This is a genomic window from Paraburkholderia sp. CNPSo 3281 (genome assembly GCF_024206515.1).
GTDB lineage: Bacteria > Pseudomonadota > Gammaproteobacteria > Burkholderiales > Burkholderiaceae > Paraburkholderia > Paraburkholderia nodosa.
Genome location: NZ_JAMBPS010000013.1, coordinates 70,857 through 85,290, shown reverse-complemented (window position 1 = coordinate 85,290; position 14,434 = coordinate 70,857). Strand labels below are relative to the sequence as shown.

Here is a 14,434-nt window from a genome sequence, read left to right as displayed (position 1 = left end):
GACGGCACGAGCGCTCACGTCAAGCGCCCGCAAACCTGAAAATCGACACCGCCTGCTGCAACTGCGCCGCCTGATCGGCCATCGGCCTTGCCGCGGCGGCCGCCTGCTCAACGAGGGCCGCGTTTTGCGACGGCCACCGCAAATACGATCACAACGGCGAATGCTGTCAGCAGCTTTTTGAACACCGTCATGCAATCGAGCCACTTCATGGCTGTCCCCTTATTCGATTCTGTTTTATGTGGCTCACGGCGAGAATCAGCCAGCGCTTCTAGCGTCTAGCGGTGTCAGCGGAGTTCTGCTAACCCGCCACGCGCGCTGCGTTCCGAGCGGGACGTGGCATCCATGACGCGTTGCCGGGGCGCAAGCGCTGCCAGGCCGCCCGTCAGCCTGAGAACCCTTAATTTCCGGCCTGCTGCGCGCCGGCCGGTACGAGCTTCAGCGTGTGCACCGCCGTACCCGGCAGGAACGGCGCCGCGTCGCCATGCACCCACGTTTCATGCCCCGCGAGGAAATACGGCGACATGGGATTGCCCGATTGGCCGCCCGGCATCTCGAAGATGCCGTCCTGCTCGCGCCCCGGCGACACCGCGAAGCGCTCGGACGCGCCGAACGCCGGCGTCTGCACGCGCGGCATGTTGATGTCGCCGGGCAGCGGGTCATGCGGCGCGCTGAGCCAGCCGCGAACCCACGGCAGCCACGCCGGCACCATGCGCGCGAACGGATGCGCAATTACCGAGCGGTTGCGCACGCCCCAGCGCGCCTCTTCGAGCCTGGTGCCCTTGGGCAACCGGGCGATCGCGTGATCGATGCGGTCCAGCATGAACGCACGCCAGTCCGCAAAGCCGCCCGGTATCCACGCGCGATGATCGGCCAGCGTCTCCATCGTCGCTTCGTAACGCGAGTTCGCCGCGCGATAGCTGAGGTCCGGCGCAATCGCGGCCATCTGCTTGTCCAGTACACCGAACCATGCTTCGTAGAGCGAGTCGTAGAACGCACGCATCAGCCGGTAGCCGACTGCATTCACATCGGCGCGGCCATCCCACGCCTGAACGAGGCGCTGGAATTCGGCGCGTTGGGGATGACCGTCGAGCGCGCGCGCATCGAGTGCGTCGAGCGCCACGCGGCGCCAGTGCTCGATCCAGAACGCGCGGTCGTCGGTCTGCACCGCGAGCATGTCGTGCTCGCTCGCGTGCGGCAGCGCGAGCAGGTCGTTGCGAATCTGCGTGGCGCGCGCGCCGAGATCCGTGCCGGCGTCGCCGATCTGCGCCACCCCCTCCCTCGGCAGGGTGCGGTTGTTCGCGGTCCAGATGCGGCCGGCCGGCGGATCGACGCGTACGGGATACGCGTCGGGCGTCCGATACCCTTGCCAACCGGCGTACGTCCCGGAGCGGTACGGCAAGCCCGAGAGGGCTGCCGCCTGACCGTCCGCCTCAGCGTCCGCATCGGCATGCGCGAAGCGCGGCAGCGGTCCGGCAAGCGTCCAGCCGATATGGCCTTGCGCGTCGGCCGCCATGAAGTTCTGCGTCGGCATGCCGAAGGTCTGCGCGGCGCGCAACGCGTCGGCGACGTTCGTGATGCCTTCGAGCCGCATGAAGTTCATGTTGGTCGCCTGCCGATCCTGGGCGACCCAATGCAATGCATACGCGCGCTCGCCGACCACGAGTTGCGGCCCCCAGCGCGTTTGCACGACCGGCAGATCGACGCTCGCGCCGCCGTTCACGTCGAGCCGCTCGTGAATCACCTGCGCACGCTCCCATCCGCCGCCCGGGACACGGTAGCGCAGTGGATCGGCCGGATCGCGTTGAAGTTCGACCAGATCGACGAAGCGCCCGTAGCTGTTCGTGAAGCCCCACGCGATATGACCGTTGCTGCCGGCCACGACGAACGGCGTACCCGGCAAACTGACGCCCGTGACACGCCGCTCGCCGCCGTTGGGCGCGGGATAGACGAGCGAGATCCGGTACCAGATGTTCGGCAGCGACAGGCCGAGGTGCATGTCGCTCGCGAGCAGCGCGCCGCCGTGTGCGCTGTGCGCGCCGTCGACCGCGAAACCGTTGCTGCCGACCATCGAATCGACCGCGCTCCCGGCGCCCGCGAAGGCGTTCACGAAAGCAGGCAGGCCGGCGAGCAGCGCGGTGGCATCCGGTTCGGCAACGGCACCGGACTGCGTTGACGGCAACCATGATGGCGGCGCAGCGGGCAGCGCCGCCGGCGGCAGCGCCAACGCGCGCTGCCCGTCGAGCGGGGCGTCCCAGTGGCTCGTCTCAGGCAGCAGGAACGCAAGCAGATCGGCCGGCACGCGCTCGCGCAGCGCTGCGCGCGAGAGCACGCGCCTCACCTGGTCATACTGAAGATCGAAGTACATCGCGTAGACGGCGAGCACCGTGTCTTCCGGACGCCACGGCGCCGGTTGCGCGCGCAACAGCCAGTATTCGAACGGTCGCGCGCGAAGCGAGCGCAGGCCGTCGTTGACGCCCGCCGTATAGCGCTCGATCAGCTCCCGCTGGTCGGCGCAGAGCGCGGCGAGCGCCGCCTGCGCGTGTTCGCGAAAGCGCAAGGGCCGGTCGCGGCGGTCCAGCGCCAGCGCCGCCGGGCCGATGAGCGCCGCCATCTCGCCGGCCGCGACCCGGCGCAGCAAGTCCATCTGGAAGAAGCGGTCCTGCGCGTGAAGGAAGCCGCTCGCATACGCAACGTCGCCACGCGTGCCGCCCTGCACCGTCGGCACGCCAAGTGCGTCGCGCCCGATCGTCACCGGTGCGGAGAGCGGCGCGGCACGCGTGCCGTCCAGCTGCGGCAAGCTGCCGCGCAACGTCAGCCAGGCCGCCAGCACCATGGCAGCCAGGACGATGACGACGGCGCACAACAGCATCAGCGGCCACGCACGGCGCCGCTTTGGCGGGAGAAGACTCGAACGGGTCATGGAGAAGCACGCGGGTCGTTGTGTTCAGCGCTTCCAGGCGCGGCGACCGGATCGGCCGGACGCCGTACGACCATAGCATGACCCTGTGGCAACAACACGCAGGGAGAGCGACGCGACCTTTTCCCGTCTTCACCGAGCTTCCTGGGCGCGACACTCTGCCATCCGCCACCTTGCCGCGGAAGGAAGACAATCTCAATATTGCGTTTTGTCCGAGATTGCACAGGGGCGACGACATGGCAAAGAAGTTTCCGATTCACCCGCTGCACCCCGAGCGCCTGTGCTGGGGCTGCGACCACTACTGCCCGGCCAACGACATGCGATGCGGCAACGGCCAGAGCCGCACGCAGCATCCGGCCGAACTGCTCGGCGACGACTGGCTCGAACAGGGCGACTGGGGTATCGAAGTCGACGCCTCCGGCAAAAGCGTCACGCCTTAACCCGCGAAATCAAATATGAATGCCGCCGGCCACCTCGATGCGCTGCGCGTTCACCCAGCCAAAGTCATCCGACAGTAGACCCGCAATCACGGGCCCCACGTCAGTCGGCAATCCCGCGCGGCCCAGCGCGGTATGTTCCGCCACCGCCTTGTTGACCTCCGGATTGTCCCGCACGATGCCGCCGCTAAAGTCGGTCGCAATGGCGCCCGGCGCCACGACGTTGACCGCGATCCGGCGCGGCGCGAGTTCGAGCGCCATATAGCGCGTGAGCGCTTCGACGGCCGCCTTCATCGGGCCATAAATCGCGCGGCCCGGAAACGCGAAGCGCGCAAGGCCCGAGGAGAGGTTCACGATCCGGCCGCCGTCATGAATGAGCGGCAGCAGCTTTTGCGTCAGCAGAAACGGCCCCTTGAAATGCACCGCGAACTGCGCGTCGAGCTCCGCTTCGGTGCCGGCTGCAAGCGTGGCCGTCGAAGAGATGCCGGCGTTGTTCACCAGATAATCGAAGCCCTTAGCATTCAGCGTCCCAAGCGCTTCTTGCAGGCGCGCGACGAAGTCGTCGAACGTGCCTGAATTCGCGATGTTCAATTGCAGGGCGATCGCCCGGCTGCCCGCTTGCGCGACCTCGGCACAGACCTTCTCTGCCTCGGCGCGATTGGTGTGGTAACTGAAAACCGAGTGGACGCCGCGACTCGCCAGCCGCAGCACCGTGTCGCGGCCGATCCCGCGGCTGCCTCCGGTGACGACCGCGATTTTCGGGCCCGACTGACTGCCGTTGTTCGTTGCCATTTGGCACCTCTCGCTGTGTTGGTTAGCGTCGATTCTGCGCCCGACGCCACCGGCGAGTGAATACCCGAACCTGCCCGATTCTTGCCTAATCCTGCTTCGATGACTAAGATGGGTCGACGCGCACCTTCCATCGCGCGTTTCTTGTCGAGCCCCCATGACGAACGAACTCGCCGCCGCCCTCCTGCGCTACACGCAAACGCAGCCAGGCACGAGCCCATACAGCACCGCTGTCGACGGACTGCTCATCCTGCGCTCCGACCACCCCGCGCCGCCTACGTTTCGCTCGGCGCGCCCGGCTTTGTGCATCGTCGCTCAGGGCGCCAAATGGGCCAGTTTCGGCGGGGCGCAACTCGAGTACCGGGCCGGTCAAGCGCTCGTGGTCGGCGTGGAAACGCCGTCGCGGGGCCGCGTGTTCGAGGCGAGCCCGGACAAACCTTGCCTGGTTCTGATTCTCGAGCTGGACCTGGCCATGTTGCGCGCCGTGGCGAAGGAGATGTCGCCCGCACCCGTGCCGGCGGCGGACGCAAGCCGCGGCGTGTTCGTCGCGAACTTCGACGGCGCCCTCGCCGAATGCGCGCTGCGCGCCGTGCGCCTGCTGGACACGCCCGACGCCATCGGCATGCTGTACCCCATGCTCATGCGCGAGATCTGCTACTGGTTGCTAAGCGGTCCGAATGGATCGGAAATCGCGAGGCTGGCGTCGACCGAAAGCCCTTCTCACAGCCTGCTGCGCGCGGTGGAAAATTTGCGGGCGCGGTTTGCCGAAACCGTGCGCGTGGAAGACCTGGCGGCACTCGCCCAACTCAGCGCCTCGGCGTTCCACCGGCAGTTCAAGGCGCTGACGGGGCTGCCGCCGCTTCAATACCAGAAGCAGTTGCGGCTTCTCGAAGCGCGCAGACTGCTGCTCTCGCTGTCGATGAGCGTACAGGCCGCCGCATTCGAAGTGGGATACGAGAGCGCCTCGCAGTTCAGCCGCGAATACACGCGGATGTTTGGCGCGCCGCCGAAAAAGGACTCGTCGCAAGCGCGGGCACTGCGCGAGGCCGCGTAGCCTGCTCCGGCGACACGCGGCGCGAGAGCGGGGCGTCCGCTTTCGCGCCGTGCACACGTCACGCTGGACGCATCACATCACTTGCCGTACACGTCGAAGTCGAAGTACTTCTTCTCGATCTTCTTGTACGTGCCGTCCTTGATGATGCCGGCGATCGCGCCGTCGATCTTCGTCTTGAGCGCAGTGTCTTCCTTGCGCAGGCCGATGCCGGCGCCGTTGCCGAGCGTGACCGGATCGTCGAGGTCGCCGCCCGCGAAGCTGTAGCCCTGGCCGCGCGGCGTCTTCAGGAAGCCCACTTCGGCCTGCACGGCGTCTTGCAGCGCCGCGTCCACGCGGCCGGCCAGCAGGTCCTGATAGACCTGGTCCTGGTTCTGGTAAGGCACGACCTCTACGCCAGCGGTTGCCCAGTGCGCCTTTGCGTAGGTCTCCTGAATCGTGCCCTGCTCCACGCCCACGCGCTTGCCCTTGAGCGATTCCGCCGTCGGCATGATGCCCGAACCCGTCTTCACGACAAGGCGCGTCGGCGTATTGAACAGTTTGTCCGAGAACGCAATCTGCTCCCTGCGCGCCGGGGTCATCGACATCGACGAGAGCACGCCGTCGAACTTGCGCGCCTTCAGCGCCGGGATCATGCCGTCGAAGTCGTTCTCGATCCACACGCATTTGGCATTCAGGCGGTGGCAGATCTCGTTACCGAGATCGATGTCGAAGCCGACCAGTTTGCCGTCCGGTGCTTTCGATTCAAACGGCGGATAGCTTGCATCGACACCGAAGCGAATGGTGTCCGCCGCAAAGGCGCCGGCGCTGGCCGTGGAGGCGATCAAGGCAATAGAGACGGCTGCAAACAACTTTTTCATGGGATCCCCTCGGTTCTGGATATCAGGGTGGTCAAGACACGGACACCGCCCGCATGGTTGCGGCGCGGACATTCCCCCGCGGCGCATACCACAAGCGTGATCGACGCTGCGGATGCACCTGCGCCCGGCAAGGTAGCAGTCCAGAATACTCGCGTCGAGTCGTCAAAAACAGGCGGAAACACCTATGGCCTGGGAGAACCCTGGGGGAAACTCGGGACGAGCCGGGCCAGCCCGCCTTCATGGCAGGGAAGACCCTAAAGCGGTTGAGAGCGGCGGTTGAGAGCGGCGGTTGAGAGCGGCGGTTGAAGGCCGCCGACGTATGGCCGCATTAAAGGCGCGGCGCCGGATGCATTTCGCGGCGGAGATCGCGGCGAACTTCGCGAAGCCGCCAGACGCGGCGGCGCGAGCGGGCCGCACGCATGCCCGCACTGTCACGCAATCGGGACAGACCGTTTTCCTCCTCGATGGCGGCGTCGTCTAACGCGCAGCACGGGAAGTCGATCAGAGCGGAGAAGTCGGGATTTCGCCCAGCCGGAATGAAGACGCGGGCGAGTTCGGAAAAGAGGCGCTTGAACATGGGCAGTTATCCGGCATGACCACCGTTGCGGACGCCATTGCCCGGGAAATGATTGACCTGCCCGGTACGACGCGCCGGGTCGCACGAAGCCGGCATCGATGCCAGTTTTCGCCAGCGCGAATTTTCCCTGGAATAAATTTGCCAGGCAAGCATTTCTTTAGCGCGATTCGGCGAGGTAGCGGGCTTCGCCTTCTTCGGTATCCGATGTCATGACGACGCGATTGCGCCCCGCCGCCTTCGCCACATAAAGCGCCGCGTCGGCGCGCACTATCGCGCTCTCCAGCGTATCAGCCGGCACGCGTAGCGCGTACCCTCGCGCGAAGCATGCCGCAGCACCAGCGTACCTATCGCGAACCGCCCATAGATGAGACCCAGTGAAACGAGCACGCCTCGCGCGCCGTTACTGGGCGACACCCACATGGAATAGACCAGCGCAGCGCACATCATGACCAACGCCGCGGATTCCGTGCGGCATACGGTGCGCATGCCGAAGAACTGACGCGTGCCCTGCACGAGCAGCACGACCGCGCCCAGGGTCGCGACCGACGTCGCGACGATCGTGATCGCGCCAGCACGCGGCCCGGCGAGCACGATCCAGGTGGATACCGCGGCCACCAGCGCATAACCCAGACACCAGCGGCCCACGCCCGGCAAGGCGGTTCGAACCAGCGAGCCCAGGATGGCGACGCTCATCAGGCAAGATACGATCAAGATCCCGAATAGAGCGAAGGCGCTGAGCATGAGAACGGCCCGGGCAACGAAAGGAGAGAGTCAGGACGCGTGAGGCGGCACTCGACCGATGAAAGCCAATTGAAACGATTTTCGGCCGCGTGTGGCGCATCTTGTTTAAGCGCCGGGGACGTATCGTATCGCAGGTTTGGCCTGAATCCGACCGGCGACCGCCCGGCGCACGGCAGAAACCCGCGCACGATCGACGCTACACTAAGCGGCAGCCGCGGACTCGACCAACGAGGTACTTCCCATGCCAGCACCTGACGCCAGGCGTTCAATGCGACTTGTCTGCACCTTGCTTTGCGTGCTGTTCTGGCTTGGCGGCTGCGCGGGGTTGATCGGAGACCCGCTGCGGGTCAACGTGGCGGGGCTCGAGCCGCTGCAGGGCGAAGGCATGGAGATGCGCTTCAACGTTAAGCTGCGCATCCAGAATCCCAACGACACGCCGGTCGAATTCAGCGGCGTGTCGCTGCAACTGGACCTGAACGGTCAATCGTTCGCCAGCGGCGTGAGCGACCAAAGCGGCGTCGTGCCGCGCTTCGGTGAAGCGGTGATCGTCGTGCCGCTGACCGTGCCGGCATTCGCCGCCGTGCGCCAGGCTTTCGCCTTTGCGGGCAGCGCACAGGCCGGCAACATTCCCTACGAAATACGCGGACGCCTCGCAGGCGGCATCGGCGGCGGCACGCGCTTCGCCGATCACGGCAAACTGTCGCTGCCAACGCAGGGCCTGCTCGGCCCGTGACCACCGGGCGGGCTCGTTGCAAACGCAACTGGATATAACCCTATTTACCGGCCAGCATTATCGTCGAGGCGGCCCGGCAACTCCTCGGCTCCGACGGCTCTCGATGCGCTGGAGCGGTCCACGCCCGCGATCGCTTGCTTCATCGATCGCCGTGCTGCGGGCATTAGCGTTGCTCCACCATGATTGCGCAAGTGGAGCGCGCATATTCAATGACCCACCCTGAGCACACAGGAGCACGATCATGGACACGAGACACGCACACGCCATCGCGAATGAGGTCGCGGGAGAAGCGCAGCACCTGGCCGGCCGCATGCTGGGCGACCCCGCCATGGGCCTGGCCGGCAAGGCAAAGGTGCTGTACGGCAAGTCCCAACAGGCCTTGAACAATGCCGCCGACGCCACGCGCGACAACGTCGCCGACAAGCCCATGACCGCGCTCGGGCTCGCCGCCGCCGTCGGCTTCGCGCTCGGCGCGGCATGGGCCCTGAACCGCAATAAATCCGAAGGCTGAGCATAAGCGCGGCGCGGGAACGTTTTATGCGCGTCGTCCTGAAACTGCCTCACTGATGCGAATCGTGTGTCATCGCGAGGCGTAGTCAGGAGCCCGGCCCATGACGATTGGCTGTCCCGAATGCGGCGCCCTCGAGGACATCCCTCCGCTCGGCCCGCGCATGCTCGCGCGTTGCAGAATCTGCCAGTACCCGCTGGAGCGCCGAAGCGGGCGCAGCATCACCGCTTCGCTCGCCTGCGCCACCACGACATTCGTCCTGCTGTTCCCCGCCAATCTCGTGCCGCTCATGACGGTGCACATGCTCGGCGCCGATCGCTCATCGGTTCTCGCGTCGGGCATCGTGTCGATCTGGCGCGATGGCTGGCTCGCGCTCGCGCTATTGCTAGGTGCGTTCGGCATCGTGCTGCCTTTCGTGCGCTTCGGCGTGCTCATGATCGTGCTGGGACTGGTCCGTTTCGGCGTGCAGTTCAAGCATATCGGTACGCTCTTTCGCTGGACCATCGCGCTCGACATCTGGGCCATGCCCGACGTGTATCTCGTGGGCTGCCTCGTCGGCTATGCGCGCGTCACGCAGAACCTCACGGGAACGATCGGGGCGGGCGGCTACTGTTTCATCCTCGCCGCGCTCATGTCGATGCTCACGCGCGCCTCGCTCGATCGCCGCACCGTCTGGCGCGCCATCGCCCCCGACCAGCAAGCGCCGCACGGGCATGGCGCACTGTCCTGCCCCGTGTGCGACCTCGTCGTGCCCATCTCGCATGAGGGCCTGCCATGCCCGCGCTGCGGCCTGAAACTGCGCGCGCGCAAGCCGGACGCCGTGGTGCGCGCAGCCGCGCTCACGCTCGCGGCGCTCGTGCTCACGGTGCCCGCCAATTTCTATCCGATGACCATGTCGCGGCAGCTCGGCCATTACGACTCGCACCGCATCATCGATGGCGTTTATCAGCTCTTTCATGTCGGGCTATGGCCATTCGGCATCCTGATCATCCTCACGAGCATCGTGATTCCCCTTGCGAAGCTCGGCGGCATGGTGTGGTTCATCAGCTCGGTGTTGCGCCATTCGCGCCGGCACTTGCGCGCCAAGGCCCATCTTTATCGCTGGATCGACGAACTGGGCCGCTGGTCGAACGTCGACGTCTTCACGATCGCGGCCTTCGTGCCGCTGATCCACTTCGACGGCGTGGCGGTGGCGAGACCCGCTATCGGCGCGACGGCGTTTGCGCTCGTCGTCTTCCTCACGATGATGGCTTCGCGCACCTTCGACCCGCGCATGATGTGGGACGTGCATACGCGGAGCAAGCCATGAGCGGCCCGCATCGCCACCGCACGCAAGCCGAAGTGCGGCGCACCGCCTGGCCCGGCTGGATCTGGGCTGTGCCGATCGCCGCGATCGGCGCGACGGGATGGCTCGGCGTGCGCGCGCTCATCCATAACGGCGAGACCGTTGTCGTGACGTTCGACAATGCCTACGGCATGAAGCCGGACGACACGATCGTCACGCTGCGCGGCGTGAAGGTCGGCGCCGTTTCGGACGTGTCGCTCGCGCAAGATGGTCAGCATGTCGAAGCAAAGCTCCAGATCGACCGGGCGGAAGACCCGTATTTGCGCACGGGAACGCGGTTTTTCCTGCGCGGCGCGAAGGTGGATTTGAGCGACCCTGCCTCGCTGAAGGCCATGCTTGCGGGACCCGAAATCGTCATGGAGCCGGGTCCCGGCAAGCATGCCGATCACTTCGACGGCAGCGATCGCCGGCCCCCGCTTGCGCCCGGGCACGGCCCGATGGTGAGCTATGCGGTGCGTTTCGACGGCGCGCTCGGCAACCTGCAGAGCGGCGCGGAGGTGGATCTGCGCGGCTTTCCCGTAGGGACCGTCACGAGCGTGCGCCTGAGCTACGACGCGCGCACGGGCGCGCTGAGCACGCCCGTTCAGCTCGCGCTGGACCCATCGCAGCTCGGCATCGTCGGCGCGCCGCCGCCCGCGGACGGCAACTGGCGGCCGCTCGTCAACGGCATGCTCGATCACCTCGTCGCCGACGGTCTGCGCGCGCGCCTTTCGCAGGACCCGCCGCTCGTCGGGCCGCGCAAGATCAATCTCGACTTCGTTGCGGGCGCAGCGGGCGCGACGCTCACCGCCGACAACGGGCTCCCCGTGATCCCGAGCGTCGCCCCCGCCGATTTCGACACCATGACCTCCCGCGCCAGCGACGTGATCAGGAAGATCGACGACCTGCCCATCAAGCAAACGGGCGACGAAGTGCGCAGCATTGCGGCGCACGTGAACGCCATCAGCTCCTCGCCGCAGATCCGCGACAGCCTCATGCATATCGACCGTTCGGTTGCGCAAATCGATCAGACGCTCGCGCAGGTGTCGCCCCAGATCGGCCCGCTCGTCGCGCAGCTGCGCGAGACAGCGAACGAAGCCGATCGCACTGTCGCGGCAGCCAACCGTACGCTGGGCGCCGACGCTTCGAGCCAGAATGACCTGCCCGCCGCGCTGCGCGAGCTGACCGATACCGCGCGCTCGGTTCGCGCGCTCGCCGACTATCTCGACCGGCACCCTGAAGCGCTGCTGCACGGCAAGGCAGAGGAGAGCCAATGATGCGTCGCCATGCGAGTCGCGCCGGATGCGCACTGGCTTCGATCGCGCGACTGCTGCGCGCGGTCATGCTCGTGGGCATCGGCGCCGGGGTCGCCGCATGTGGCCATAGCCCGCCCACGCGTTACGTCACGCTCGACGCGACGCCCGCGCAAGCGCCGCTTTCAACCGCCGCCATGGCGCCGGTGCAGCTGAGCGCCGTGCATATTCCCGCCGTGCTCGACCGGCCCGAAGTGGTGACGCATGTCGCCCCCAACCGGCTCGCAGTCGACGACAACGACCGCTGGGGCGCGCCGCTCGGGCAGATGATGCGAAGCACGCTCGCGCAGGACCTGCTGCCTCGCCTGCCGGCCGGCGCATTCGTTTTTCCGGACGCACCCGCGCCCGCTGGCACCCGCACCCTCGTCGTCACGGTGCTCGACTGCAACGCGAGCGCGGGCGGAACGCTCACGCTGCAAGTGGCGTGGACGCTCCTGGCGGGACAGCCTGAACGAACCACACTGACCCAGCAGGCGGCGCTGAGCGCGCCGGTCGAGGGTCACGATGCGGCGGCGCAAGCCGCTGCGCTCAGTCGCGTGCTCGGCGAGCTCGCCGACCGGATCGCAGCATCGATCGCCGTGCGCTGACACGGCGATCGCTGACACAGATGCCCCCCCGCGGCGCTAACCTCCCGTCTGGAATCCTAACGACGCCGCCTTCGCGCGCAGGTCCGCGAAGCGATCGACGTTCGGGTTGGTCGCGAGCTGCGACTGATCGATCGACGACACCGGATTCGACGACGACGACCCCGGGATCCCCGAGCACTCCCCGCCGAACGTGCCCTGGGATATTGTGAACGCCGGCGCGTCGGTGCGCGGCGCATCGGTGAAATCGAGCGCATAGGCCAGATTGAAGGTCGCCGGATCGCTGCTGCGCACGCCGAGGGGCTGCAAGCCGAAGCGCCATTGCAGCAGCGCGTGAATCGAACTCGGGTCGAACGGGTAGCGCGTGACCGTGCCCGCGCGAACGCGCGGCCCCAGCAGCGCGAGCGGTACGCGAAAACCCAGCTTGCCGTCGTTGCCGAGCGCGAGCTCGTTCTTGCTGATCGGCCTCGTGGGCGGCACCACGTGTTCGAGAAAGCCGCCCCATTCGTCGTACACGACGATCATCAGCGTGCGGCTCCAGGTCGGGCTCGTGCGCAGCGCCTCGTACACCTGCCCGAGAAACGCCTCGCCGTTGCGGATGTCCGCGTGCGGATGATCGTCCGCGGAAGTGCCTTGCGGCTCACCGGCGAAGGCCGGATCGACCATGCAGAACGCCGGCAGCGTGCCCGCCTCGGCATGCGCGACGAAATCCGCAAACGGCCGCGAAATGCCGACGTAGCGCGTGCCGTAAAGCGCCGTGAACGGCACGTCGTGATAGTAGTAGTTGCAGCCGATATTCGCGGCGCTGAGCCTGTCCCAGATCGTGGGAAGCGTCGAATCGTCGATGCTGTCGTCGAGGCGATCCGTTGCGCCGCTGTGCAGGTAAAGGCGGTTGGGAAACGTGCTGGTGAGGATGCCGCTGAAGTAGAAGTCGCCGATCGTGTAGCTGCTCGCCACGGCGTCGAAGAACTGCACATCGGCCGACGTGTAATAGCCGATGGGCAGCAAGTCGCCCTGATGCAGGCTCGTGCCCGGCGTGAGGAGAAAGCCGTTCATCTCGCCCGAAGCGAGTTGCGTACGCGCGCCGTCGTAGCTGTGATTGGGGTCCTGGTACGCGCACGCCTGGTAGCCATAGGCGGAATTCGCTGCGAGCGAAAACGGCGTTTGTGTCGCGCCGAACGCGTCCTTGAACTGCCGGTTCGCGGGCATGCCTTCGGCGCCCGGCACCCAGCCGAGGAAGTGGTCGAAGGAACGATTTTCCATCGTGACCAGCACGATGAAGTCGATGCCCGAACTCGAGGGATTCGGTAACGCCGGACGCGGCAAGCGATAACGGTCGGCGCCGTCCGGCGAGGGAACGTCGCCGTTCTGGCCGCCCGGGTCGTCACCGCCGCCGCAGCCCGTCAGCGCAACGCTGCCTGCAACCGCCGCTACGCCGGCAAGAAAACGGCGCCGGTCGTATCCGTGATGCGGGCTATTCTCGTCTCCCATGACACGTCTCCTGGTTGGATGCGGCGCTGGCAATCCGCCCATGCCTCGCTGCCGCGAAGCGAAACGCGCTCGCTACGGCGAGCAGCGGACGGCCTTTGCCCGCAAGCCTCGCGCCCGCGGTGGTGCAGCCAGGACAAGCTCGCAGTGTGGCGATGGGAGAGGAAGACGAGCGAGGTCAGGATGCGCGCGGCAGCGTCACGACTGCTCAATGAGCGCCTTGATGCGCTCGGCCTGCCCGGCATCGACCGGGTTGTAGACGATCATGTGCAGGTCGGGCCGGCCATCGACCGAAAACGCCGACTGCTCCAACGCGATGAGACCCAGCGTGGGATGGTGCAGGCGCTTCACATGGTCGGCTTCCGCATGCGCAAGCACTTCGTTCTCGCGCCACAGCGCGTCGAACTCGGGGCTCATGCTGCACAACTCGTCGACGAGTTCGCCAACGGCCGAAACGAGGCCCGCACGCGCCACGTCGGCCCTGAACGCGCCCACCACGAAGCGGGCCACGCTGTCCCAGTCGTGCTGCTTGGCACGCACGTCCGGGTTGCAGAACAGGAAACGCAGAATGTTGCGCTGACCCGGCGGCAGCTTGCCGTAGTCGGTCAGCACGATGGCTGCGGCGCGATTCCAGGCCACGACCTCCCAGGTGGCCGTCTTGACGATGGCCGGGCTGAAGCGCAGCGAGTCGAGCAGGCGTTGCAGCCGCGGATTGACCCCGTCCACGGGCTTGTAGCGCACTTCCGGCGGCCGCCCGAGCCCCAGCATGAAGAGGTGCTCGCGCTCCGGATCGGTGAGCATCAGCGCGCTGCAGATGCGCTCGAGCACTTCCGGCGAAGCCGCGCCGCCGCGCCCCTGTTCGAGCCACGTGTACCAGGTCGGACTGATATTGGCCCGCTGCGCCACTTCTTCGCGGCGCAACCCCGGCGTGCGCCTGCGACCGCTGAAACCGAAACTCGCGGGGTCGAGCCGCGTGCGGCAGCGCTTCAGGAAGTCGCCGAGCGAACCCGCCGAGTGGATCGGAATGGAGAGCCTGTTAGTCATCTTAATATGATGAACTCACTACTTTAACGGTATAGAGAATTTGGAGATAGTACGCCAGTCATGACCCA

At 66.5% G+C, this 14,434-nt stretch carries 14 protein-coding genes; 7 read left to right on the top strand and 7 right to left on the bottom strand.

From position 1 onward, the window contains the following. Positions 1-397 precede the first annotated feature (397 nt). Positions 398-2,920 (bottom strand): penicillin acylase family protein, encoded by a 2,523-nt coding sequence (locus tag M3I56_RS15965; RefSeq protein ID WP_254354809.1) that lies wholly within the window; start codon positions 2,918-2,920, stop codon positions 398-400. Positions 2,921-3,153: 233 nt separating this feature from the next. On the opposite strand from M3I56_RS15965, the gene M3I56_RS15960 reads away from it, so the two are divergent. Further along, positions 3,154-3,357 (top strand): DUF3079 domain-containing protein, encoded by a 204-nt coding sequence (locus M3I56_RS15960; protein WP_028206775.1) that lies wholly within the window; start codon positions 3,154-3,156, stop codon positions 3,355-3,357. A 9-nt stretch (positions 3,358-3,366) separates the two neighbouring features. Here the strand turns inward: M3I56_RS15960 and M3I56_RS15955 are convergent, their stop codons facing one another. Beyond that, a complete protein-coding gene (locus M3I56_RS15955) occupies positions 3,367-4,146 on the bottom strand; it encodes an SDR family NAD(P)-dependent oxidoreductase (protein WP_254354868.1) in 780 nt (259 codons plus the stop codon). 154 nt (positions 4,147-4,300) lie between these two features. Here M3I56_RS15955 and M3I56_RS15950 point away from each other — a divergent pair, with 154 nt between their 5' ends. Beyond that, complete coding sequence (locus tag M3I56_RS15950) at positions 4,301-5,197, top strand: AraC family transcriptional regulator (protein ID WP_254354808.1); 897 nt, start codon at positions 4,301-4,303, stop codon at positions 5,195-5,197. 77 nt (positions 5,198-5,274) lie between these two features. Here the strand turns inward: M3I56_RS15950 and M3I56_RS15945 are convergent, their stop codons facing one another. From M3I56_RS15945 to M3I56_RS15935, 3 genes are all read right to left on the bottom strand, one after another. Then, positions 5,275-6,054, bottom strand: a complete 780-nt coding sequence (locus tag M3I56_RS15945) for an ABC transporter substrate-binding protein (protein ID WP_254354807.1) — start codon at positions 6,052-6,054, stop codon at positions 5,275-5,277. A gap of 328 nt (positions 6,055-6,382) precedes the next feature. Then, the gene (locus M3I56_RS15940) at positions 6,383-6,631 is read right to left on the bottom strand and encodes a hypothetical protein (protein WP_254354806.1); all 249 of its coding nucleotides are present in this window, start codon (positions 6,629-6,631) and stop codon (positions 6,383-6,385) included. A 267-nt stretch (positions 6,632-6,898) separates the two neighbouring features. After that, on the bottom strand, positions 6,899-7,324 hold the full coding sequence (locus tag M3I56_RS15935; RefSeq protein WP_254354805.1) for a hypothetical protein: 426 nt from the start codon (positions 7,322-7,324) through the stop codon (positions 6,899-6,901). Between the two features lie 289 nt (positions 7,325-7,613). Between M3I56_RS15935 and M3I56_RS15930 the strand changes: the two genes are divergently transcribed. The 5 genes from M3I56_RS15930 (at position 7,614) to M3I56_RS15910 (ending at position 11,837) form a co-directional block, all read left to right on the top strand. Further along, positions 7,614-8,105 carry an LEA type 2 family protein gene (locus M3I56_RS15930; RefSeq protein ID WP_375541735.1) on the top strand — a complete coding sequence of 164 codons (492 nt, stop codon included), beginning with the start codon at positions 7,614-7,616 and terminating at the stop codon, positions 8,103-8,105. A gap of 241 nt (positions 8,106-8,346) precedes the next feature. Further along, on the top strand, positions 8,347-8,616 hold the full coding sequence (locus M3I56_RS15925; protein ID WP_254354804.1) for a CsbD family protein: 270 nt from the start codon (positions 8,347-8,349) through the stop codon (positions 8,614-8,616). Positions 8,617-8,716: 100 nt separating this feature from the next. Continuing rightward, positions 8,717-9,922 (top strand): paraquat-inducible protein A, encoded by a 1,206-nt coding sequence (locus M3I56_RS15920; protein WP_254354803.1) that lies wholly within the window; start codon positions 8,717-8,719, stop codon positions 9,920-9,922. Further along, positions 9,919-11,214: an MlaD family protein gene (locus tag M3I56_RS15915; RefSeq protein WP_254354802.1), complete on the top strand. Its 1,296-nt coding sequence runs from the start codon at positions 9,919-9,921 to the stop codon at positions 11,212-11,214. Before M3I56_RS15920 ends, M3I56_RS15915 begins: the two co-directional genes overlap by 4 nt. Continuing rightward, a complete protein-coding gene (locus M3I56_RS15910) occupies positions 11,211-11,837 on the top strand; it encodes a membrane integrity-associated transporter subunit PqiC (RefSeq protein WP_254354801.1) in 627 nt (208 codons plus the stop codon). The genes M3I56_RS15915 and M3I56_RS15910 overlap by 4 nt, the downstream gene beginning before the upstream one ends. Positions 11,838-11,873: 36 nt before the next feature. Here the strand turns inward: M3I56_RS15910 and M3I56_RS15905 are convergent, their stop codons facing one another. Further along, positions 11,874-13,325 (bottom strand): alkaline phosphatase family protein, encoded by a 1,452-nt coding sequence (locus M3I56_RS15905; protein WP_254354800.1) that lies wholly within the window; start codon positions 13,323-13,325, stop codon positions 11,874-11,876. 195 nt (positions 13,326-13,520) lie between these two features. Further along, positions 13,521-14,366 carry a helix-turn-helix transcriptional regulator gene (locus M3I56_RS15900; protein WP_254354799.1) on the bottom strand — a complete coding sequence of 282 codons (846 nt, stop codon included), beginning with the start codon at positions 14,364-14,366 and terminating at the stop codon, positions 13,521-13,523. Between the last annotated feature and the right edge of the window lie 68 nt (positions 14,367-14,434).

Bases quoted from the DNA above. Each gene is read 5' to 3' on its own strand.
- M3I56_RS15900 (WP_254354799.1), bottom strand. From the start codon at position 14,366: ATGACTAACAGGCTCTCCATTCCGATCCACTCGGCGGGTTCGCTCGGC.
- M3I56_RS15950 (WP_254354808.1), top strand. From the start codon at position 4,301: ATGACGAACGAACTCGCCGCCGCCCTCCTGCGCTACACGCAAACGCAG.
- M3I56_RS15925 (WP_254354804.1), top strand. From the start codon at position 8,347: ATGGACACGAGACACGCACACGCCATCGCGAATGAGGTCGCGGGAGAA.
- M3I56_RS15910 (WP_254354801.1), top strand. From the start codon at position 11,211: ATGATGCGTCGCCATGCGAGTCGCGCCGGATGCGCACTGGCTTCGATC.
- M3I56_RS15920 (WP_254354803.1), top strand. From the start codon at position 8,717: ATGACGATTGGCTGTCCCGAATGCGGCGCCCTCGAGGACATCCCTCCG.
- M3I56_RS15915 (WP_254354802.1), top strand. From the start codon at position 9,919: ATGAGCGGCCCGCATCGCCACCGCACGCAAGCCGAAGTGCGGCGCACC.
- M3I56_RS15955 (WP_254354868.1), bottom strand. From the start codon at position 4,146: ATGGCAACGAACAACGGCAGTCAGTCGGGCCCGAAAATCGCGGTCGTC.
- M3I56_RS15930 (WP_375541735.1), top strand. From the start codon at position 7,614: ATGCCAGCACCTGACGCCAGGCGTTCAATGCGACTTGTCTGCACCTTG.
- M3I56_RS15905 (WP_254354800.1), bottom strand. From the start codon at position 13,325: ATGGGAGACGAGAATAGCCCGCATCACGGATACGACCGGCGCCGTTTT.
- M3I56_RS15940 (WP_254354806.1), bottom strand. From the start codon at position 6,631: ATGTTCAAGCGCCTCTTTTCCGAACTCGCCCGCGTCTTCATTCCGGCT.
- M3I56_RS15960 (WP_028206775.1), top strand. From the start codon at position 3,154: ATGGCAAAGAAGTTTCCGATTCACCCGCTGCACCCCGAGCGCCTGTGC.
- M3I56_RS15935 (WP_254354805.1), bottom strand. From the start codon at position 7,324: ATGAGCGTCGCCATCCTGGGCTCGCTGGTTCGAACCGCCTTGCCGGGC.
- M3I56_RS15945 (WP_254354807.1), bottom strand. From the start codon at position 6,054: ATGAAAAAGTTGTTTGCAGCCGTCTCTATTGCCTTGATCGCCTCCACG.
- M3I56_RS15965 (WP_254354809.1), bottom strand. From the start codon at position 2,920: ATGACCCGTTCGAGTCTTCTCCCGCCAAAGCGGCGCCGTGCGTGGCCG.